18 protein-coding genes are annotated in these 21,406 nt (G+C 30.6%); 7 read left to right on the top strand and 11 right to left on the bottom strand.

Translation table 11 applies throughout. The annotated features are described in order from the left end of the window. Window positions 1-133: 133 nt before the first annotated feature. Window positions 134-1,522, bottom strand: a complete 1,389-nt coding sequence (gene lpdA / locus ABNT14_RS08020; protein WP_101902757.1) for a dihydrolipoyl dehydrogenase — start codon at window positions 1,520-1,522, stop codon at window positions 134-136. 258 nt (window positions 1,523-1,780) lie between these two features. Beyond that, entirely contained in the window at window positions 1,781-3,556 is a 1,776-nt protein-coding gene (gene argS / locus ABNT14_RS08015; protein WP_101902758.1) for an arginine--tRNA ligase, read from the bottom strand. 90 nt (window positions 3,557-3,646) lie between these two features. Here argS and ABNT14_RS08010 point away from each other — a divergent pair, with 90 nt between their 5' ends. Further along, window positions 3,647-4,174: a YkgJ family cysteine cluster protein gene (locus tag ABNT14_RS08010; protein ID WP_101902759.1), complete on the top strand. Its 528-nt coding sequence runs from the start codon at window positions 3,647-3,649 to the stop codon at window positions 4,172-4,174. Between the two features lie 178 nt (window positions 4,175-4,352). Next, window positions 4,353-5,192 (top strand): thioredoxin family protein, encoded by an 840-nt coding sequence (locus ABNT14_RS08005; RefSeq protein WP_101902760.1) that lies wholly within the window; start codon window positions 4,353-4,355, stop codon window positions 5,190-5,192. A gap of 23 nt (window positions 5,193-5,215) precedes the next feature. Here the strand turns inward: ABNT14_RS08005 and ABNT14_RS08000 are convergent, their stop codons facing one another. Beyond that, complete coding sequence (locus ABNT14_RS08000) at window positions 5,216-5,791, bottom strand: adenylosuccinate lyase (protein ID WP_101902761.1); 576 nt, start codon at window positions 5,789-5,791, stop codon at window positions 5,216-5,218. A gap of 118 nt (window positions 5,792-5,909) precedes the next feature. Between ABNT14_RS08000 and ABNT14_RS07995 the strand changes: the two genes are divergently transcribed. The 3 genes from ABNT14_RS07995 to ABNT14_RS07985 all read left to right on the top strand — a co-directional run bounded on the left by ABNT14_RS07995 (window position 5,910) and on the right by ABNT14_RS07985 (window position 8,795). Further along, window positions 5,910-6,548 carry a toxin-antitoxin system YwqK family antitoxin gene (locus ABNT14_RS07995; protein WP_159459536.1) on the top strand — a complete coding sequence of 213 codons (639 nt, stop codon included), beginning with the start codon at window positions 5,910-5,912 and terminating at the stop codon, window positions 6,546-6,548. Window positions 6,549-6,649: 101 nt separating this feature from the next. After that, window positions 6,650-7,837, top strand: coding sequence for a tRNA 2-thiouridine(34) synthase MnmA (gene mnmA / locus ABNT14_RS07990; RefSeq protein WP_101902763.1), 1,188 nt, complete (start codon window positions 6,650-6,652; stop codon window positions 7,835-7,837). 16 nt (window positions 7,838-7,853) lie between these two features. Continuing rightward, the gene (locus ABNT14_RS07985) at window positions 7,854-8,795 is read left to right on the top strand and encodes an NAD(P)H-dependent flavin oxidoreductase (protein WP_101902764.1); all 942 of its coding nucleotides are present in this window, start codon (window positions 7,854-7,856) and stop codon (window positions 8,793-8,795) included. 225 nt (window positions 8,796-9,020) lie between these two features. Here the strand turns inward: ABNT14_RS07985 and ribB are convergent, their stop codons facing one another. The 6 genes from ribB to tpx are packed head-to-tail and all read right to left on the bottom strand — an operon-like array spanning window position 9,021 to window position 16,179. After that, a complete protein-coding gene (gene ribB, locus ABNT14_RS07980; protein ID WP_101902765.1) occupies window positions 9,021-10,166 on the bottom strand; it encodes a 3,4-dihydroxy-2-butanone-4-phosphate synthase in 1,146 nt (381 codons plus the stop codon). Window positions 10,167-10,168: 2 nt separating this feature from the next. Continuing rightward, window positions 10,169-11,680, bottom strand: coding sequence for an LptF/LptG family permease (locus ABNT14_RS07975; protein ID WP_241428334.1), 1,512 nt, complete (start codon window positions 11,678-11,680; stop codon window positions 10,169-10,171). Window positions 11,681-11,703: 23 nt separating this feature from the next. Then, window positions 11,704-12,408 (bottom strand): LolA family protein, encoded by a 705-nt coding sequence (locus tag ABNT14_RS07970; RefSeq protein WP_234984992.1) that lies wholly within the window; start codon window positions 12,406-12,408, stop codon window positions 11,704-11,706. After that, window positions 12,395-15,268: a DNA translocase FtsK gene (locus tag ABNT14_RS07965; RefSeq protein ID WP_101902766.1), complete on the bottom strand. Its 2,874-nt coding sequence runs from the start codon at window positions 15,266-15,268 to the stop codon at window positions 12,395-12,397. The genes ABNT14_RS07970 and ABNT14_RS07965 overlap by 14 nt, the downstream gene beginning before the upstream one ends. Before the next feature lie 27 nt (window positions 15,269-15,295). Then, entirely contained in the window at window positions 15,296-15,676 is a 381-nt protein-coding gene (locus tag ABNT14_RS07960; protein ID WP_101902767.1) for a diacylglycerol kinase family protein, read from the bottom strand. Window positions 15,677-15,681: 5 nt separating this feature from the next. Further along, window positions 15,682-16,179 (bottom strand): thiol peroxidase, encoded by a 498-nt coding sequence (gene tpx / locus ABNT14_RS07955; protein WP_101902768.1) that lies wholly within the window; start codon window positions 16,177-16,179, stop codon window positions 15,682-15,684. A 112-nt stretch (window positions 16,180-16,291) separates the two neighbouring features. Here tpx and ABNT14_RS07950 point away from each other — a divergent pair, with 112 nt between their 5' ends. After that, on the top strand, window positions 16,292-17,686 hold the full coding sequence (locus ABNT14_RS07950) for an MATE family efflux transporter (RefSeq protein WP_180947629.1): 1,395 nt from the start codon (window positions 16,292-16,294) through the stop codon (window positions 17,684-17,686). Window positions 17,687-17,707: 21 nt separating this feature from the next. After that, the gene (locus ABNT14_RS07945) at window positions 17,708-17,932 is read left to right on the top strand and encodes a hypothetical protein (RefSeq protein WP_101902769.1); all 225 of its coding nucleotides are present in this window, start codon (window positions 17,708-17,710) and stop codon (window positions 17,930-17,932) included. 80 nt (window positions 17,933-18,012) lie between these two features. Here the strand turns inward: ABNT14_RS07945 and ABNT14_RS07940 are convergent, their stop codons facing one another. Then, a complete protein-coding gene (locus ABNT14_RS07940) occupies window positions 18,013-20,220 on the bottom strand; it encodes an endonuclease MutS2 (protein WP_101902770.1) in 2,208 nt (735 codons plus the stop codon). Window positions 20,221-20,235: 15 nt separating this feature from the next. Then, on the bottom strand, window positions 20,236-21,387 hold the full coding sequence (locus tag ABNT14_RS07935) for an alpha-hydroxy acid oxidase (RefSeq protein WP_101902771.1): 1,152 nt from the start codon (window positions 21,385-21,387) through the stop codon (window positions 20,236-20,238). Window positions 21,388-21,406 lie beyond the last annotated feature (19 nt).

Below are 21,406 nucleotides of genomic sequence, written 5' to 3'. Positions count from 1 at the left end.
ACTATTTTAATTTTAAATATTTACTAAATAGGTATATATGTTATATAATACATAAAAAAAAACCTCGCCAAATTTGACGAGGTTTTATAAAATATCAAGATAATTTAATTAATATTATTAAGACTTGGTTTTTCTATAAATGAATTACTTCATCATAAGCATCAGCAACAGCTTCCATAACCGCTTCACTCATTGTTGGGTGAGGGTGAATTGTTTTTAAAACTTCATGACCAGTAGTTTCTAGTTTTCTACCTAAAACTGCTTCGGCAATCATATCGGTAACACCTGCACCAATCATATGACATCCTAACCATTCACCGTATTTTGCATCAAAAATTACTTTTACAAAACCATCTGTAGTTCCGGCAGCCGTAGCTTTTCCAGAGGCAGAGAATGGAAATTTACCAACTTTTAAATCGTAACCAGCTTCTTTTGCTTGTTTTTCTGTCATTCCAACAGAAGCAATTTCAGGAGTAGCATACGTACAACCAGGAATATTTCCATAGTCGATAGCTTCGGTATGTAAACCTGCTAATTTTTCAACTAAAGTAATTCCTTCAGCAGAAGCAACGTGTGCTAAAGCTGGTCCAGGAGTTACATCACCAATAGCAAAATAACCAGGGATATTTGTTTGATAAAAATCATTTACTAAAATTTTATCTCTATCGGTAATAATTCCAACATCTTCTAAACCGATGTTTTCGATATTTGTTTTAATTCCAACAGCCGATAATAAAATATCTGCTTCTAAAACAACTTCACCTTTTTTCGTTTTAACGGTCGCTTTTACGCCATCGCCAGAAGTATCAACAGTTTCAACAGATGAACTTGTCATCACTTTAATACCCGATTTTTTGAAAGAACGCTCCATTTGTTTTGAAACATCAATATCTTCAACAGGTACAATATTTGGCATAAATTCAACAACAGTAACATCTGTTCCCATTGAATTGTAAAAGTGCGCAAATTCAACACCAATAGCACCCGAACCTACAACAATCATAGATTTTGGCTGACTAGGTAAGCTCATCGCCTGACGATAACCAATTACTTTTTTACCATCTTGCGGTAAATTTGGTAAAACTCTAGAACGTGCTCCAGTTGCGATAATAATATTATCAGCAGAATATTCAGTTACAGAACCATCTTTATCTGTAACATCAACTTTTTTACCCGTTTTAATTTTACCAAAACCGTCAATAATGTCAATTTTATTCTTTTTCATTAAAAACTGAACACCTTTGCTCATTCCTTCAGCAACACCACGACTACGTTTAATAACAGCATCAAAGTCTTTGTCAATGGCTTCAGCTTTTAAACCATATTGGTCAACATGTTTTAAATAATCATAAACCTGAGCAGATTTTAACAATGCTTTTGTAGGAATACATCCCCAGTTTAAGCAAATTCCACCTAAATTTTCCTTTTCAATTACTGCCGTTTTAAATCCTAATTGCGATGCTCTAATAGCAGTTACATAACCTCCAGGACCACTTCCGATTATTAATACGTCGTATTTCATGTTGTTAATTTTTTACTTATTGTTTCTTTATATTATATGTTTTTGTCACTTCGAGTGATTTTATTTTCAAAATCGTATCGAGAAGTTGGGCGTTCGGGCGGGCTTTCACTACTCGCTTTTTTTAAATATGAAAAATATTTAAAAAAGAGCTCAAACACGCCGTTCAATCCCTAACGCGAATTTTCGTTTTTTCAACCCTATTTATTTTTTGAATTTTAGTTCTTTTATCAAAAAAAATAGGGCAGAAGCAACATTTTTTTACATTCTTTCAGGAACTTCAATTCCTAATAAAGCAAATGCCGATTTAATAGTATCAGCAACTTTTTTAGATAACTGAACTCTGAATACTTTCTTGTCTTCGTTTTCTTCTCCTAAAATATGTACATTCTGATAAAAAGAATTGAATTCTTTTACCAATTCGTACGTATAGTTAGCAATTACGGCAGGCGAATAATTATTAGCAGCTTGCTGAATTACTTCAGGATATAATTCTAATTGTTTAATTAATTCTTTTTCTTTTGCGTGTAATTCAATTGAAACAGCGTTTGAATAATCAAAATCAGCTTTTCTTAAAATAGATTGAATTCTAGCATACGTATATTGAATAAAAGGTCCTGTATTTCCTTGAAAATCTACAGAGGCTTTCGGGTCGAATAAAATACGTTTTTTCGGGTCAACTTTTAAGATGAAATATTTTAAAGCTCCTAAACCGATAACTTTATATAATTCTTCTTTTTCTTGGTCAGAATACCCTTCTAATTTTCCTAGTTCTTGAGAAATAGTACGAGCAGTATCGGTCATTTCGTCCATTAAATCATCGGCATCAACAACAGTTCCTTCACGAGATTTCATTTTTCCAGAAGGTAAATCTACCATTCCGTAACTTAAATGATGTAATTGTTCAGCCCAAGAATATCCTAATTTCTTTAAAATTAAGAATAAAACTTTAAAGTGATAATCTTGTTCGTTACCAACGGTGTAAACCATTCCGCCAACATCGGGCATATCTTTAGCACGTTGAATAGCTGTTCCAATATCTTGCGTCATATAAACGGAAGTTCCATCAGAACGTAAAACCAGTTTTTCATCTAAACCATCTTCAGATAAATCACACCAAACAGAACCGTCTTCTTTTTTAAAGAAAACACCACTTTCTAAACCTTGTTCAACAACATCTTTTCCTAATAAATACGTATTACTTTCGTAATATAATGTATCAAAATCGACACCTATATTTTTATAAGTAACATCAAACCCTTTGTAAACCCAGCTATTCATTTCTTTCCAAAGTGCTACAACTTTTTCATCTCCAGCTTCCCATTTACGAAGCATTTCTTGAGCTTCAATAAATAAAGGTGCTTGTTTTTTAGCATCATCTTCAGAAATACCTGTAGCAATTAAAGTTGCTATTTCTTTTTTGTATTCTTGGTCGAATTTTACGTAGTAGTTTCCTACTAATTTATCACCTTTTAAACCTGTGTTTTCAGGAGTTTCTCCGTTTCCGAATTTTTCCCAAGCTAACATCGATTTACAAATATGTATTCCTCTATCGTTAATAATTTGAGTTTTATATACTTTTTTACCAGATGCTTTTAAAATTTCAGCAACTGAATATCCTAATAAAACATTACGAACGTGTCCTAAGTGTAAAGGTTTATTTGTGTTTGGCGATGAATATTCAACCATACGAGAAGAATCATCCGCTGAAGGATAAATAAATCCGTAAGAAGTATTTGTGGCTATCTGATTAAAAAAATTAGTGTAAAAACTGTTATCTACAACTAAATTTAAAAAGCCTTTAACTACGTTATAGTTTGTAATTTCATTAATATTATCAACAAGGTATTTCCCTAAATCCTCGCCAATTTGAACAGGATTTCCTTTTTTGTATCTTAAAAGAGGAAAAACCACCACAGTGATATCTCCTTCAAAATCTTTACGGGTTGCTTGAAATTCGACACTTGGAATTTCTACATTATACAAGGTTGAAAATCCTTCTTTTACTTTTGCTTCAATTAAGGTTTGTATGCTCATTAGTTATTGAAAATTGAACAACAAAATTACATAATTTATTTGGATAATATTTAAACTCATTCTAACTGTTTATATGACTATTTTTGTAGCATGGATAGAGATTTAGAGAACTTAGAAAAGTTAGCAAACGAAGTAGAGAAAGAAAATAAAAAATATTTTGCAACCATAAAAAAACGAGTACCTAAAAACTTTGATGTTGTAGCACAAGATTTACACGACAAAGAGTTTGCAAAAACCGATTGTTTAGACTGCGGAAATTGTTGTAAAACAACCAGTCCTATTTTTACAGATAAAGATACTGAGCGTATTTCGAAGTATTTAAAGATGAAAGTACGTGATTTTGAAGCGCAATATTTAGAGCGTGATCAAGATGATTTTATGGTATTAAAAACAGCGCCATGTTCATTTTTAGATGAGCGTGATAATTCGTGTTATATTTATGATGTTCGTCCAAAGGCTTGTTCAGAATACCCGCATACAAACCGTAAGAAATTTATTCAAATTTCAGATTTAACCATTGCAAACACTGCTATTTGCCCAGCAACGTATAGAATTGTTGAAGAGTTAAAAAAACGTTTGCCAGTGCGTTCTAACGAAAAAATTAAAAGATTGGGGTAGTATTTTAATGTAATATTCTTTAAAAAATTCCGCTTTACTATTTTTAATAGTAAAGCGGAATTTCTTTTTTTACACTAATTTTTTAGGATTTTTAAAACAGTATTTTAGGAATTGATGCCTATTTTTAAATGATATTAATGTATTTTTGAGTTTAAAAATAGCTTAAATAAAAGACTTTATGAAAAAAATTATTTTAACATTTGTATTATTAATTTCAATATCACAACATGCCAAGGCAACAACTTGGATGACTTCTTTTGAAGATGCTAAAAAATTATCAATAGCAACAAATAAGTTAATATTGATTGATTTTTGGGCTACTTGGTGTTATCCTTGTCAAAAAATGGAAGCTGATACTTGGCGCACTCCAGAGATTGAGAGTTTATTAAGTGCTTACATTCCTTTAAAAATAGATATTGATGTTTTTAGAAAAATTTCAAATAAATATTCGGCAAATAGAATTCCTTATGTTTTAATTGTTGATGCTTATGGTGAGGTTTTTTTCAATGAAACAGGCTATAAAACCAAAGAACAGATGTTAAAAGTTCTAAAAAAATACGCTATTAATACTAAGGTATTTCAAAATGATTTTGCATCTTTTTATAAAAAACAAACTCCAGAAATTGCCCTATCTTTAGGTGAAAAGTATTTAGATGCTTCTATTTATTTAAAGGGAAAAATTAAATATGATTTTTTAAAATTAGGAGGGGTTTATTTTAAAAAAATAAAGAAATTGACTTCTAAAAAAGAATATAAACAAAAATATTCGCAAAAAGTTAATTTATTAGCAGGCGCATACAAGTTACTAATTAAAGGTAAAAATGAAAAAGCATTAAAATACTTAGATAAAAACTTTAAAGAAGTTGAAATTTTACCTGAAAATAAAGTATTGTTTGATTTTATAGGTTTTACAGCTTATAATAAGTTAAAAGATAAAGAAAATGCCAAAATTTGGTATGAAAAATTAAAGACCGATAAAGGTTATAAAACTTATCTTTCTAAATCAAGAAAAATATAGTGAAAAAACGAGGCTTTATAGCCTCATTTTTTTTGTTCCATCAATTTTAAAATATGCTTTGCTCGCGCTTTACAGGCTTTGCTTTTGTGAATTATTTTTGTCGTAATTAAGTGTTTTAATTCGAAATGTACCCAGTTTTTTTCTAATCCGAAGAAAAATAAAAAAGTCATACTATAAGCATATACTGCTATTTTTTGATCGGTAAGCAACCAATCAAAACCTGTTTCAATAATGCTATCAATATGTTTTGCTGTGACTGTATTTTTCGTTTTATTTTGAGCTGTTGAGGTATATTCTATAGCTAAATTTTCACATATTTTAGCACAGGGTCTAATAGCGCTATCAAAATGTAAGCTTGAAATTTTAGCTACAAAAAAATTGATATACGGTAAAATATAATCAATGCTGTGCTGTGTACAAATCCACTCTAAAACCCAAGAGGCTTTAATAGATTGCCTATTATTTACATCAAAAGTTAAATACACAAGTTGTTTTATTAATTTTGGATGTGCCAATACACTATTAGCAGCCTTATTTCTGTTTATTTTAGTAGGAGTTTTCATATCATCTAGAACAGAAATTAAAAAATCAAGATTCATATTGGTACGGTTTGTGTATTTTTGAATTCAAAAAATTATTTAATCAATAAAAAAAGAAGTATCAATGTTAAATATAAAAAGGATATTTTCAATAACAGTTTTATTCTCCATTTTTTTTATGACTTCTATAGAAGCTCAGGAATTAAATAAAATAGACGCGAACGGAAACAGAATTGGCGCTTGGAAAAAACTATATTCCAACGGGAAGGTAAGGTATACAGGGCAATTTGAAAATGGCAAAGAAGTAGGTGTTTTTAAGTTTTATTCAATTACATCGTCAGGATCACCAATAAGTACAAAAACCTATGTAAACGGTACGGCTACTGTAAAATTTTACACCGAATTTGGCAAGTTAAAAAGCCAAGGTAAAATGATTGGTAAAAAGCGTGTTGGAAAATGGGTGTATTATTTTTCAAATGGAAAACCTGTTTCTCAAGAAAATTATAAAGACGGAAGACTAGACGGAATTTTTAAGAATTATTATCCGAATGGAAATTTGACACAAGAATTACACTATTTAAAAGGAAAGAAAAACGGTGTGTCTAAAACCTTTACCGATTCGGCTATTTTAATTGAAGAAACTCTTTATGTAAACGGAAAATTAGAAGGAAAAGCTACTTATTACGATTTAAAAGGTGGTATTAAAGAAGAAGGAATGTATAAAAATGGCAAAAGAGTAGGGAAGTGGGAATTTTATATGGATGGCGAAAAAGTAAATAAGAAAAAGAAAATGAAAGTGTCTGATTTTAAAAAATAATAGCCCATAATTAGGTATCAATTTAATTGATGTTGCTATTAAAAATATCCATTATAAAAACAGAAACTTATTCGTAAATTTGTAGCTTACAAAAGTAAAAAATGAAAAGAGTAGTAGTAGGACTTTCGGGAGGTGTAGATAGTAGTGTAACCGCTTATTTGTTAAAAGAACAAGGATATGAAGTTATCGGCTTGTTTATGAAAAATTGGCATGATGATTCGGTTACAATTTCAGACGATTGCCCGTGGTTAGAAGACAGTAATGACGCAATGTTAGTTGCCGAAAAATTAGGAATTCCTTTTCAAACTGTCGATTTAAGCGACCAATACAAAGAACGTATTGTTGATTATATGTTTAATGAATACGAAAAAGGACGCACGCCAAACCCTGATATATTATGTAACAGAGAAATTAAATTTGATGTTTTTATGGACATCGCTTTAAGTTTAGGAGCCGATTACGTAGCAACAGGGCATTATTGCCGAAAAGCAGAAGAAGTAATTGACGGTGAAGCGGTATATAAATTATTAGCAGGAAAAGATGCCAATAAAGACCAATCGTATTTTTTATGTCAATTATCTCAAAAACAATTAGCAAAAGCGATGTTTCCAATTGGCGAATTAACAAAGCCAGAGGTAAGAGAAATTGCTAAAAAAGCCGATTTAATTACTGCCGATAAAAAAGATTCTCAAGGATTGTGTTTTATTGGTAAAGTTCGTTTACCTGATTTTTTACAGCAAAAATTACAGCCAAAAGAGGGAATTATTGTTCAAGTACCAATAAGTTTTGAGCAGTATAACCGTACTGTTCCAAAGTTTGAAAATAAAGAAGCTGAATTAGCATATTTCGCAACAAAATTTTCTTACAAAAAAGAAAGCGGAAAAACTGTAGGAAAGCATCAAGGTGCGCATTATTTCACTAAAGGACAACGTAAAGGTTTAAATGTTGGTGGAACTAAAGAAGCTTTATATGTTATTGAAACCGATGTAAATGAAAACATAATTTATACAGGTGAAGGTAAAAATCATCAAGGTTTATATAGAAATGTATTGTTTGTTTCTAATGAAGAATTACATTCGGTTCGTGAAGATTTAGCTTTAAAATCTGGGGAAACTATGGAAGTAGAAGCAAGAATACGTTATCGTCAGAAATTAGAAAAAGCAACTTTACATAAAGTTGATAGCGGTTTATATGTTGAGTTTGAAAATCCGCAATCGGCAATTCAAGAAGGGCAGTTTGTTGCTTGGTATATTAACGAAGAATTATTAGGTTCGGGAGTAATTTCTTAAAACTTAAAAAATAATTTTGAAAAATAAAATAACAGAACTTTTTAATATAAAATATCCGATTATTCAAGGCGGAATGGTTTGGGTTTCTGGTTGGAAATTAGCATCCGCAGTTTCTAATGCAGGCGGTTTGGGGTTAATCGGCGCAGGTTCTATGTATCCTGATGTTTTGCGTGAGCATATTCAAAAATGTAAAAAAGCAACCGATAAACCTTTCGGTGTAAATGTGCCAATGTTGTATCCTGATGTTGAAAAAATAATGGATATTATCATCGAAGAAGGTGTTAAAATTGTTTTTACATCCGCAGGAAATCCAAAAATTTGGACAACCTTTTTAAAAGAAAAAGGAATTACAGTAGTACACGTAGTAAGCTCTGTAAAGTTTGCCTTAAAATCAGAATTAGCAGGAGTAGACGCTATTGTTTGTGAAGGTTTTGAAGCAGGCGGACATAACGGACGAGAAGAAACTACAACGCTTACTTTAATTCCGATGGTTAAAGAAAAAGTTAATATTCCTGTAATTTCGGCAGGTGGAATAAGTTCAGGAAAATCGATGTTAGCAACCATGATTTTAGGAGCTGATGGAGTTCAAATAGGAAGTCGTTTTGCGGCAACTTTAGAATCGTCAGCGCATGCAAATTTTAAGCAAACTATACTTGATGTTAAAGATGGCGACACACATTTAACACTAAAAGAATTAGCGCCTGTTCGTTTGGTTAAAAATAAGTTTTATAATGATGTACAAGAGTTGTATCAGCAAAACCCAACTATTGAACAAATAAAAGAATTATTAGGAAGAGCAAGAGCAAAAAAAGGAATTTTTGAAGGCGATTTAAACGAAGGAGAACTTGAAATTGGTCAAGTAGCAGGATTAATTCATCAAATTAAATCAGCGAAAGAAGTTTTAGAAGAAATTGTTACAGAATTTAATCAGGTTAAAGAAAATTTAAAGTTTTTGTAATTTTTTTTTGAAGCAATTTCCCGCTTTCCGCACTCGCTTTTTTTTGAAGAAAAATCAAAAAAAGAGCTCAAACAAAGCTTCAATCGGGGCTAGGGATTTGAGTTTTATTTTAACTTTTTTGTAAATTATTTTAATTAAGTTCAAAAATAAAAAATATCAGTAAACAAAAAAGGAAGCTATTTAAAGCTTCCTTTTTTTGTGTAAAATAATATTAAAAATATGTAATTAATAATTTACATAATCTACAATTTCTAAACCGTAACCAATCATACCAACACGTTTGGTTTGTTGGCTGTTAGAAACTAAACGTAATTTACTAATATGTAAGTCGTGTAATATTTGTGCTCCAATACCAAAATCCTTGTTATCCATGCTAACCTTTGGGGCTTTCATTTCTCCATTAGCTTGGTTTTCTTTTAAACCACGTAAACGGTTTAATAAATTTAATGCCTGGTTTTGTTGATTGATAAAAAGAATAGCTCCTTTACCTTCATCATTCATTACTTTAAACATTTTATCTAGTTTTTTATCAGCATTACTAGTTAATGTTCCAAGAATATCATTATTAATTAATGTCGAATTTATTCTTGTTAAAACAGGGTCTTTTTTAGTCCAAGTACCTTTTGTTAAGGCAATATGAAGTTGATTATTGGTTGTTTGTTGATAAGCCCTTAAGCGAAATTCACCAAAACGGGTTTGAATATTAAAATCTTCTTTCTTTTCAATTAAAGAATCGTGCTCCATTCGGTAGGCAACTAAATCTTCAATAGAAACAATTTTTAAATCAAACTTTTTAGCTACTTTTAAGAGTTGAGGTAAACGTGCCATTGTACCATCGTCATTCATTATTTCAACAATAACTCCTGCGGGTTGTAAGCCTGCTAAACGCGCAAAATCAATAGCTGCTTCGGTATGTCCAGTTCTTCTTAATACACCACCATTTTTTGCTCTTAAAGGAAAAATATGCCCAGGACGTGCAAGGTCGGCAGGTTTTGTATCAGCATCAATTAAAGCTTTTATAGTAATAGCTCTATCGGAAGCAGAAATACCAGTGGTAACTCCTTTACCTCGTAAATCTACCGAAACAGTAAAGCCTGTTTCCATAGGGTCGGTATTGTTGTTAACCATCATGTTTAACTCTAATTCTTTGCAACGGTCTTCGGTAAGTGGCGTACAAATTAAGCCTCTTCCATGAGTTGCCATAAAATTAATCATTTCAGGAGTTACTTTATCGGCAGCAGCTAAAAAATCACCTTCATTTTCACGGTCTTCATCATCTACTACAATGATAACTTTTCCGTCTTTGATGTCGTTTATAGCTTCTTCAATAGTATTTAATTGAACTTTAGTAGCGGAGGTTTGTGTTGTCATTTTTATGTGGTTTTCTCTTCTTTCGAGAATAGTTTTTTAAATAAGTTACTAAGTGGTGAAATAAAACTTTTAAAATCAAATAAGCCTTTATCTTTAGTGGCTCTAATTGTTAATATTATAGCCAAAGGTAGCATTAAAAAGAGACTTAACCAAGAACCTGTTATAGCTGTGATTGAACTTTCTTCAGCTAAATTTTTTCCAAAGGTATTCGTAAAAAAATAAAGGACGTATATGGCAATGGCTAAAATCATGGGTAAGCCCATTCCTCCTTTTCGAATAATAGAGCCTAGCGGAGCACCGATAAAAAATAACAACAAACAAGAAAGTGAAAAGGCAACTCTATTGTAAAATTCAATATCATACAAGTTTAAGTATTTTCTTTTTCTCTTTAAGGTTTCTTTGTTTGAATTATTGTTGTTTATACTGCGATCAATTTTAGAACTAGCAGTATTTAATATGTTTTCTTTTTCAATAAGATTAAAGTTGTCTAAGGTATTTTTTGATAGTTTTTTATTAACTAATGAATCAGGGTAGGTATGTAAATCTTCTACTTTAATTCCTGAAAATAAATTTTTAGCCCTACTATTAATAAAAGCATCATAATTGTTTTTAAGAGTAGGAATAGTGTCTTTTAGTTGCGACAGGCTAAGCATGTTGTATTGCGTTTTATAGCGCTCTTCCTCTAGGTTATCACCACTTAAAGATGAGATATCAATGTTAATGGTATATTGGTCAAAATTAGCATATGAAGCAGGCATTTTTTGGCGCTCTTTAAGCGGCGAACCATTTCTTATATGATGTTCAAAATAATAGCCATTTTCTAAAATTAAGGTCATATACCTACTTCCTTCTTCCGAAATTATTGTTCCTTTTTTAGCTGTTATAATTTTGTTGTTTCCTTTTTTAGCAGATAAATCATAGATCATTACTTCTTCTAGAAGATTCTCTTTTTCTCCGTATTTTTTTTTGAATTTAATTTGGAAATTTGGTAATTCAGTATTAAAACTACCAGCAACTAATGCAATAGCAGGTTGTTTTTTTTTAATGTTAACGCGCATATTTAATTGCTTTAACATGGCATACGGATATACATTATTTAAAAAAATAAAGTTTAAACTGCTTAAAAACAAGGTTAAAAATACTAAAGGACGTACCATTCGAGGTAAAGAAATACCTGCAGATTTTGCAGCAGCAAATTCGTAATTTTCGGATAAACTACCAAGAGTCATTATAGAAGAAAGTAATACTCCAATAGGTAATGCCTGTGGGGTAACAAGTAGTGTTGTATACCAAAGAAATTTTAAAATAATCCCAATACTAATTCCTTTACCTGCAAAGCTATCAAAAGCAAGCCATAAAACTTGCATTACCAATACAAAAAGTATGATTAAAAATGTAGCGAAGAAAGGCTTTAAGAAGCTTTTTAAAATGTATTTGTCTAATGTTTTCACAAAAGCAAAGATAGTAGTTAGGTATATAAAACAATAAGTTTTGTTAATGATTTTTAAAGGCATTAACAAAACTTTATTTTATAGGATTAGTCTATGAAGTATCCTTGCTTTAAGTATTTATCTTTATTAAAAATAAATAAATTTTTTGAAATTGGCTGGTCACTTTTAAATTTGGTAATTGTAAAGGTTGTTTCAGCTCCGTTTGAACCTATTTGAACTAACTTGTAAATATGTTTTGTTTTGGCATCAATTCCTAATTGAACCTTTACTATATCAGAATTACTATCAATAGGTGTTAAATTTACGTATTGCACTTTACGTCCGTTATTATTTTTTAATTTACCCATTGAAAAAGTATAACCTTCTTTGTAAAAAGTTAATAATTTAGAAGGATAAATAAAACCATCTTCTTCATCTAAGTCATTATTAGAAATAGTTATTTCTTTTTCATCTTGATTAATAACAACAAGTTTTTTATTATCAAAAATAAAGGTATTCCCTAAATAATTTAAGTTGTATTTTTCACCAGAAAGTGTAATTTCTCCTCGTATAGGAGGGTCATTCGTAATACCAGCTTCTTTATTTATTAAAGAGGAATTAAAACCGATAACCATATTATGGTAAGCCCCCATTTTTGTAGAAACATCGTTTAATAAGGTTTTTGCTTGGTTAGCAGTATTTTGACCTATGGTATGTAAACTAATACATAATCCGATAGATAATAATAATATTTTTCTCATGTTTTGTTTTTTCTTCTGTTTTCCAGAATCGTTACACTTATTTTTTTTCATTTTCTAATAATTGTTCAAGTGCTATAAAATCAGGAACTAAAACCATTCTTGCCTTACTTCCTTCAAAAGGACCTACAATACCAGCTGCTTCTAATTGATCAATAATTCTACCAGCTCTATTGTATCCTAATTTTAATTTACGTTGCAATAACGATGCTGAACCTTGTTGTGCAGTAATAATTACTTCGGCAGCGTTTTTAAACAATTTATCTCTGTCAGCAATATCAACATCAACATTTGTGCCACTTTCTTCACCAACGTATTCTGGTAATAAATAAGCACTCGGATATGCACGTTGTGAGCCTATAAAATCGGTTATTTTTTCAACCTCTGGTGTATCAACAAAAGCACATTGAACACGAATCAATTCATTTCCTCCTGAATAAAGCATGTCTCCACGACCAATTAATTGGTCAGCTCCTGGGGCATCTAAAATTGTTCTTGAATCAATTTTTGAAGTTACTCTAAAAGCAATTCGAGCTGGGAAATTTGCTTTAATAATACCTGTAATAACATTTACAGATGGTCGTTGGGTTGCTACAATTAAATGAATACCGATGGCACGAGCTAATTGTGCTAAACGTGCAATTGGTGTTTCCACTTCTTTACCTGCTGTCATAATTAAATCGGCAAATTCATCAATTACCAATACGATATATGGTAAAAATTTATGCCCATTTTCAGGGTTTAGTTTTCGAGCTTTAAACTTTGCATTATATTCTTTAATATTACGAACCATAGCATTTTTAAGTAAGTCGTAACGGGCATCCATTTCCATACAAAGTGAATTTAGAGTATGTACAACTTTGGTGGTATCGGTAATAATAGCTTCTTCGGAATCAGGTAGCTTGGCTAAATAATGACGCTCAATTTTATTAAATAGGGTTAGTTCTACTTTCTTCGGGTCAACCAAAACAAACTTTACTTCTGCAGGGTGTTTTTTGTATAAAAGGGATGTTAAAACAGCATTTAACCCAACCGATTTTCCTTGTCCAGTTGCCCCTGCCATTAATAAGTGAGGCATTTTAGCTAAATCAACAACTAAAGTTTCGTTTGAAATCGTTTTTCCTATGGCAATAGGAAGTTCCATTTCGCTATCTTGAAACTTCTGAGAAGCAATAGTAGAATACATTGAAACAATGGTCGATTTTTGATTTGGAACTTCAATACCAATAGTCCCTTTTCCAGGAATTGGTGCAATGATACGAATACCTAAAGCAGAGAGTGACAAAGCGATATCATCTTCTAAATTTTTAATTTTTGAAATTCTAACTCCTGCATTTGGTACAATTTCGTATAAGGTAATCGTAGGTCCAACGGTTGCTTTAATGTCAGAAATACCAATTTTATAGTTTTGAAGTGTGGTTACAATTCTGTTTTTATTTGCTTCAAGTTCATCGGCATCGATAGAGATAACCTCATTGTATTGTTTAAGTAAATCGAGAGTAGGGAATTTGAAATGTCCTAAATCTAATGTAGGATCAAATTCGCCAAAATCTTTTAATAAAGCGTCTGATAAATTTTCAGTAACACTTTTTTCTTCAGAAGGTTTTTCAACCGAAACTTCAATTTCTTCATCTATAGGTTCTTTAATTTTTTCTTCGGAAGTTTTTTCAAGTATAAATTCTTTAATTACGGGTTTTTCAATAACTGGTTCTATTGTAACTGTTTTTTCTTTTATTGGAGCTTCTTCGATTAAAGGTTCTTTAATGATAGGAGCTATTTTAGGTTCAATAATAGGTTTTTTTGTAGTAATATTTTCCTGTATTGGCGATTCTTCTATTAAAAATTCTTTAGCAATAGGTTTTGTTTTTTCAGGTTCTTTTATGAACTCTGTTTCCTTGTCAACAATAGGAGTTTCATCTATTAAAGGTTTATTTGTAAGTGTTTTATTTATAGATGACCTATCTATTAAATGTTCGTTTATTAAAGCTTCATTTATAGCTGCTCTATCGGCTAATTGTTCGTTTAAAAGACTTTCATTAACTGGAAGAGTATCTAAAGAAATATGGTCTTCTTCTTGATATAGAGTTTCGTTAGAGTATGTTATATTATGTTGAGTATTTTCAATAGGTTGTTCAAAAATAGGATTAGAAGTTTCTTGTAGGTTTTCAACTATGTGATTTTTATATTTTGTACTGATTTTTTTATCAGAAGAATCAGTGTTTTTCTGTGTATTTAAAATACGTTCTTTTTCGGCATTTATTTCCGCTTCCTTAAGTTGTTGTTCTTTTATTTTTTCTTCTTTAAGTTGATTTTCTTTGGCTATTTTTATTCTTTCATTAATTTTTTCAGGAGTAATTTTAAACCTGATAATTAGATATGCTACTAAGAAAAAAATCAATAAAATAACAACTCCTGCTTTGCCTAAAAAAGTTTGAAAATAAGCATTTAATTCAAAACCGATAACTCCAGGTAAAACAGCATTTTGAGCAGAAGAAAACCCTAAGGTAACTGCAATCCATATCATAGATAATAACCCCCAATTCCAAGAAGTTATTATTTTTTTTAAATTTGTTTGTAATAAAATTCTAGCTCCCGTTAAAAAAAGGGTTATAGGTATTACAAAACTTCCTAATCCAAAGCCTTTATAAACAAAGAAATTACTTAGTTTTGCACCAATTTTACCTAGTAAGTTTTGAGTAACAATAGTTCTGTTTGAAAATTCAGATAACGTACTTTGATCTTCTTGCCATGAAAAGAAAAAGGAGATAAAAGCAACGGTTAAGAATATTGAAAAAAGGACTAAAAATGCACCTAAAATAGTTAGATTATGTTTTATTAAAAAAAAAGAAGCGAGTTTTATAAATGAATTTTTTCTAGGTTGTTTCTTCAAGTTTGGTATTTTTCTTTTTGCCATGTATTAATGTTAGAAATAAATTGAACGCTACAATATAGCTATTATTTTAGGAATGTAAATTATACCAGCAACAATGAGTGCTGTTATTGCTGCAAAAGCAGGTGAACCTGCAGCAATATCTTTTATAAAACCTATTTTTTCGTGATAATCAGGATGTATAAAATCAGCTATTTTTTCAACAGCAGTATTTAATGCTTCTGCAACTAAAACAATACCGATAACCAAACATTGAATTAACCATTGGGTTATCGATATGTTAAAATAAAATCCTAAACTAGTTGCTATAAATCCTAAAAATAGTTGTGTTTTAATACTGTCTTCCGTGGTACTTAATAGATAAATCCCTTTAAAAGCAAAAGTTAAACTACGCAACCTTCCTTTTATAAAACCATCATTAGAATTTTTCATGAATTTTATAAACTACTTAAAGCAGCTTGATAATTTGGTTCATCAGCAATTTCATTTACTTGCTCTGTGTAAGTAACCGTTCCATTTTCATCAATAATAACAATAGCGCGAGAATGTAAGCCTGCTAAAGGACCATTCTCTATTTCTAAACCGTAATCTTTACCAAAACTTCCTGTTGAAAAGTCAGATAACATAAGTACGTTTTCAATGCCTTCAGCACCGCAAAAACGACCTTGAGCAAAAGGTAAATCTCTAGAAATACATAAAACTTTGGTGTTTTCTAAATCAGCTAATTTTTTATTGAATTCTCTTACAGAAGTAGCACAAGTTCCTGTATCGACACTAGGAAAGATGTTTAAAATTAATCTGCTACCTGAAAAATCTACTAATTTCTTAATAGATAAATCGTTTGCCACCAAAGCAAAATCACTTGCTTTAGTACCAGTTTTTGGTAAATTTCCTGTGGTATTTATTGGGTTTCCTTGTAATGTTATTGAAGCCATTTTATATATGTTTTTTAGAAAACCAAAGATAATTAAATTAATTAAAAAATGAAGAAGATAAAGACCTAGCGTATTAAAAAAGTTATCTTCGCACCTTGAAATAATATAAGATTTGAATTTACAACAATATACATCAGAATTTAAATATAATTGGCAACTTGCAGCTCCTGTAATGCTCGGAATGTTAGGTCATACTTTTGTGAGTTTTATTGATAATATAATGGTAGGGCAATTAGGAACGGCTGAATTAGCGGCAGTTTCTTTAGGAAACAGTTTTATGTTTATTGCTATGTCATTAGGAATTGGTTTTTCAACAGCAATTACTCCATTAATTGCTTCGGCAGATTCTTCTAATAATTTTAAAGAAGCAAAATCGACCTTTAAACACGGTTTATTTTTATGTACTGTAATCGGGCTTTTAATGTTTTTATTGGTGTTTTTTTCAAAACCATTAATGTATTTAATGAAACAACCAGTTGAGGTTGTAAAATTAGCCATTCCGTATTTAGATTTGGTTGCTTTTTCATTAATTCCGATGATTGTTTTTCAGGCGTTTAAGCAATTTAGCGATGGTTTATCGATGACTCGTTATCCGATGTATGCTACCATTTTAGGGAATATTTTAAATGTAATTTTAAATTATTTATTAATTTTTGGGAAATTTGGTTTTCCAGAAATGGGAATTGTAGGTGCAGCTTACGGAACGTTATTATCTAGGTTTGTAATGGTTTTTCACCTTTGGTGGATGCTAACTCAAAAAGAACGTTCTAAGAAATTTGTAACAAACATTAAATTTTTCGTGTTAGATAAATTAATGCTTCGAAAAATAATTAACTTAGGTACGCCAAGTGCTATGCAAATGTTTTTTGAAGTAGGTATTTTTACCGCTGCCATTTGGTTGAGTGGTTTATTAGGGCGAAATGCACAGGCAGCAAATCAGATTGCTTTAAATTTATCATCGATGACTTTTATGGTTGCTATGGGATTAAGTGTTGCTTCGATGATTCGGGTAGGAAATCAAAAGGGCTTGCAAAAATTTGTAGATTTACGAAGAATTGCCTTTTCAATTTTTTTATTAGGGATTATTTTAGCCATTATTTTTGCAACATTATTTTACTTATTTCATAAGTCATTACCAAATCTATATATAGATTTAAGCGACGCCGAAAACTATGCCGACAATATGGAAGTAATGAAAACCGCTGCAAATTTACTAATAGCTGCTGCAATTTTTCAAATATCAGACAGTATTCAAGTAGTTGTTTTAGGTGCTTTGCGAGGGTTACAAGACGTTAAAATACCTACAATAATAACCTTTATATCGTATTGGATTATTGGTTTTCCGATTAGTTATTTTTTAGGAACAAAAGAAACCTACGGAAGTTTTGGAATTTGGTTAGGATTATTAGCAGGTTTAACCACGGCATCTATTTTACTATTTATTCGGTTTAATAGATTAACATTAAAATTAATTAAAGAAAATCCCGAAATTATTGGGGATAAATAAAATATTAATACTACATTTTTTATGGAATTACCTAAGTTTTTATTAGCAGATAATAGCAATCACCCAGAAGATATTTTCGTATTACATACGGAATATCCACGTTTTTTAATCAATTTAAAAGATGATGAAGTAGAGTGGTTTGAAGATTTAACAGGAGAAAAAGAAGAAGATATTACCACTGAACTTGCCGATTTAATGGATAAAGCAGGAGAGTTTTATGACAAAGAAATGGAAGGGCTAGAATAAATTTACTATTTTATAAAATCAATAAAAAATGCGTAAAATAATTATTTTACGCATTTTTTTGTGGCTAAAAAGCATTAAAATTATTTTTTAGCGCGTTCAACCAATTCTAATTGCTCCAATTTTGCTTTGGTAGTAAATATTCCGTAGTTGATAAAAACGGTTTTCTTTTCAATTTTATCAATAGTACCTACTGAGTTTCCATCAATTAAACGTACACGGTCATTTATTTTGTAAACATAAGCAGCTTTTTCAATAGCTATTTTTTTAGCTTCTTCTTTCTTTTCTTCTCTTATTTTAACTACTTTTTGAAGCACTTCTTTTTCAACTCTTTTTATAGCTTCTTTTTGTTTTTGATTTGTAATTTTATCTTGTCTTCTTTCTATTTTAGATAATTTTTTTAGCGGTGCTTTTTTGATGCGTTTTGTTTTTTCTAAAGCAACCCATTTAAAAAAATCGGCAGATAATTCTTTTTTATTATTTGTTTGAAAATATTTATTTAGTAGCTCGTTAGTTTTTCTACCTAAGGTAAGCATTCGTTGATTATTGTCATATAATTCTTGAAAACCAGCAAGTTTATTTTGTATTTTTTCTTCTTTTTCTTGGAGGTTTTCAATATGTTCTTGTCCTTTTGATTTTTGCTTAACTAAACTTTCAGATGTTTTTTGCAGTCTATTTCTTTCCTTTTGAAGATTAGAAATTGTTTTATCTAGTCTAATTTTTTCAGTTTCAACTCTTTTTTTAGCTCGGTTAATTAAACTATATGGAATTCCATTTTTTTGAGCTACTTCAAAAGTAAACGAACTACCTGCTTGCCCGATAAATAATTTATACAAAGGTTCTAAAGTTCGTTCGTCAAACTGCATATTTGCATTGGTAACATTATCTAATTCGTTGGCTAAAACCTTTAAATTAGCATAATGTGTTGTAATAATTCCGAAGGCTTTACGTTCGTAAAATTCTTCTAAAAAAATCTCAGCTAAAGCACCTCCTAATTCAGGGTCAGAACCTGTTCCAAATTCATCAATTAAAAATAAGGTGTTATCGTTACATTTTCTTAAAAATGAACGCATATTTTTAAGACGATAACTATAGGTACTTAATTGATTTTCTATAGATTGATTATCGCCAATATCAGTTAAAATAGTATTAAATAATGTTGTTTCACTACGCTCATGAACAGGAATTAACAAACCACTTTGAAGCATTAATTGTAATAAACCAATGGTTTTTAAAGTGATACTTTTTCCACCAGCATTTGGTCCTGAAATAACAATAATTTGTTGTTTTTCGTCTAGTCGGATGGTTTGTGCAAAGGTTTCTTTATTTTGTTCATTATTTTTTTTCCATAAAACAGGATGAAAAGCATCTTTGAAAAAGACTTTTTTATCCTTGGTTATTTTAGGTAATAATCCATTGATGCTTTTGGCATATTTAGCTTTTGCACCTACCGAATCTAAATGCGTTAAAAACACCAAATACTCTTCTAATAAAGATGTATAAGGATGAATTTTACTAGCTAAAGCTCTTAATATTTTAACAACTTCTTGTTTTTCTTCGTAAATTAGGTTTTGCAATTCACGGCTGTATGCTAAGGTTGCTTGAGGCGCAATATATACAATTGCTCCAGTTTTTGAAGACCCTAACAAACTCCCTTTTACCTTACGGCGATGCATAGCAATAACGGCTAAAACACGCTGATTATCAATAACAGTTTCTTTAATATCATCTAAATAACCGCTCGAAATATTTCTGGTTAAAGCATGTGAAAAGCTTTCTGATATTTTTCCACGAATGTTATTTATTTCTTTTCTGATTTGTTTTAAAACAGGTGATGCGTTATCGGAAACAGTACCGTGAGCAGTAATTATTTCTTTAATGCTGTCTGAAATAAAAGTGGTAAATTGTATTTTATCACTTAAAGAAAATAGCGTAGGGTAGTAGGTTTGAAATTTTTTCAAGAACTTTTTTTGTTCATTGACTGTTTCGGTAACCGTAGCAACTCTTAAAAAGGCTTCGGTTTCTAAAAAACTATTCTCAATAGCCAAACGACTTGTTTCTTGAGTTATATCTTCAAAAAAATGATTAGGAAGCCTGTTTTCATTTTCAAAAGAAGCGAGGTATTCGTTTACTAAATTTAATTCGAAAAATAACTTTCTTTTATTGGAAATAGGCTGTATATCAAGCGTTTTTTCTTTCCCTAAATTGGTAATACAATGCGCTGCAACTTGTTCTAAAACAGTTGTGAATTCTAAATCTTGAAGCGTTTTATCTGAAATATTGTGAATCAAAAAAGTAGTGTTTTTTTATTTTTTTATTAAAAAATTAGGTAAATCTTCCACTTCTTCACAACAAATTTGTTCCATTACTTGTTGAAATTCTCTTTTAAGAATAGCAGCTACTTGATCGCCCCCTTTTTTTCCTAAAGCTCCTGTTCCGTACATAAAAGGACGCCCAAGAAATGTGAAATCAGCTCCTGAAGCCATAACTCTAGCAACGTCTGGACCGGTACGCATACCTCCATCCATCATTATTTGTATTTGTCCTTTGAATTTTTTAACAATAGGATGTAGTGTTTTTATACTAGAAGGTCCGGCGTCTAATTGTCTTCCTCCGTGGTTTGAAACGATAATACCATCAATACCTAAATCAACTGCTTTTTGAGCATCTTGACAACTAGCAATTCCTTTGATGATTATTTTTCCATCCCATCTGTCTTGAATTCTTTTAATTTTTTCTATATTCAATCTTCCTGAAAAAGTAGCATCCATAAAAGAACCTAACTGCTGTAAATCCATACCTTTAGGCATGTATTTTTCCATGGTATCAAAAGAAGGAATCCCATTAATTAATGTTTCAAAAGCCCATTGAGGTTTTCTCATTACTTCTATAATATTTCTTAACATCATTTTAGGAGGCATTCCTAATCCGTTATAAATATCTTTAGGACGGTACCCAAAAGTAGGCACATCTGCAAGTAAAACTAACACATTACAACCATTATCTTTGGCTCTTTTTAAAATATCATCAGTAATAGTATTATCCGCAGGATGGTATAGTTGATACCAGAAATTACCATTGGTTATTTTAGCGGCTTTTTCGATACTTAAAGTGGTTACCGTACTTAGCATAAAAGGAATGTTGTGATCTACCGATGTTTTTGCTAAAATTTCAGCGGTTTTAGGCCACATTAACGACTGTAACCCAACAGGGCAAATACCGATAGGCGCATCATATTCGTGTCCAAATAACACTTTTTTAGTACTTGAACCTACGTGTTTATTTAAATATTGAGGCAATAATTCGATGTCTCTAATTTCTTTGGTATTTTTATAGACGTTTAAATCATCATTACAACCTTCGGTTAAGTATTCATAAGAAAACTTAGGCATTCTTTTTTGAGCCTTAACTCGAAGATGTTCTATTGACGGATAATTGGTATTTATATTAAAAGACATTGTTTTGTTTGTTTTTTTT

The sequence above is a fragment of the Tenacibaculum dicentrarchi genome (assembly GCF_964036635.1).
In the GTDB taxonomy this organism is placed as follows: domain Bacteria; phylum Bacteroidota; class Bacteroidia; order Flavobacteriales; family Flavobacteriaceae; genus Polaribacter; species Polaribacter dicentrarchi.
The sequence above is the reverse complement of the archived record's forward strand: the minus strand, read 5'-3'. Positions and strand labels throughout refer to the sequence as shown.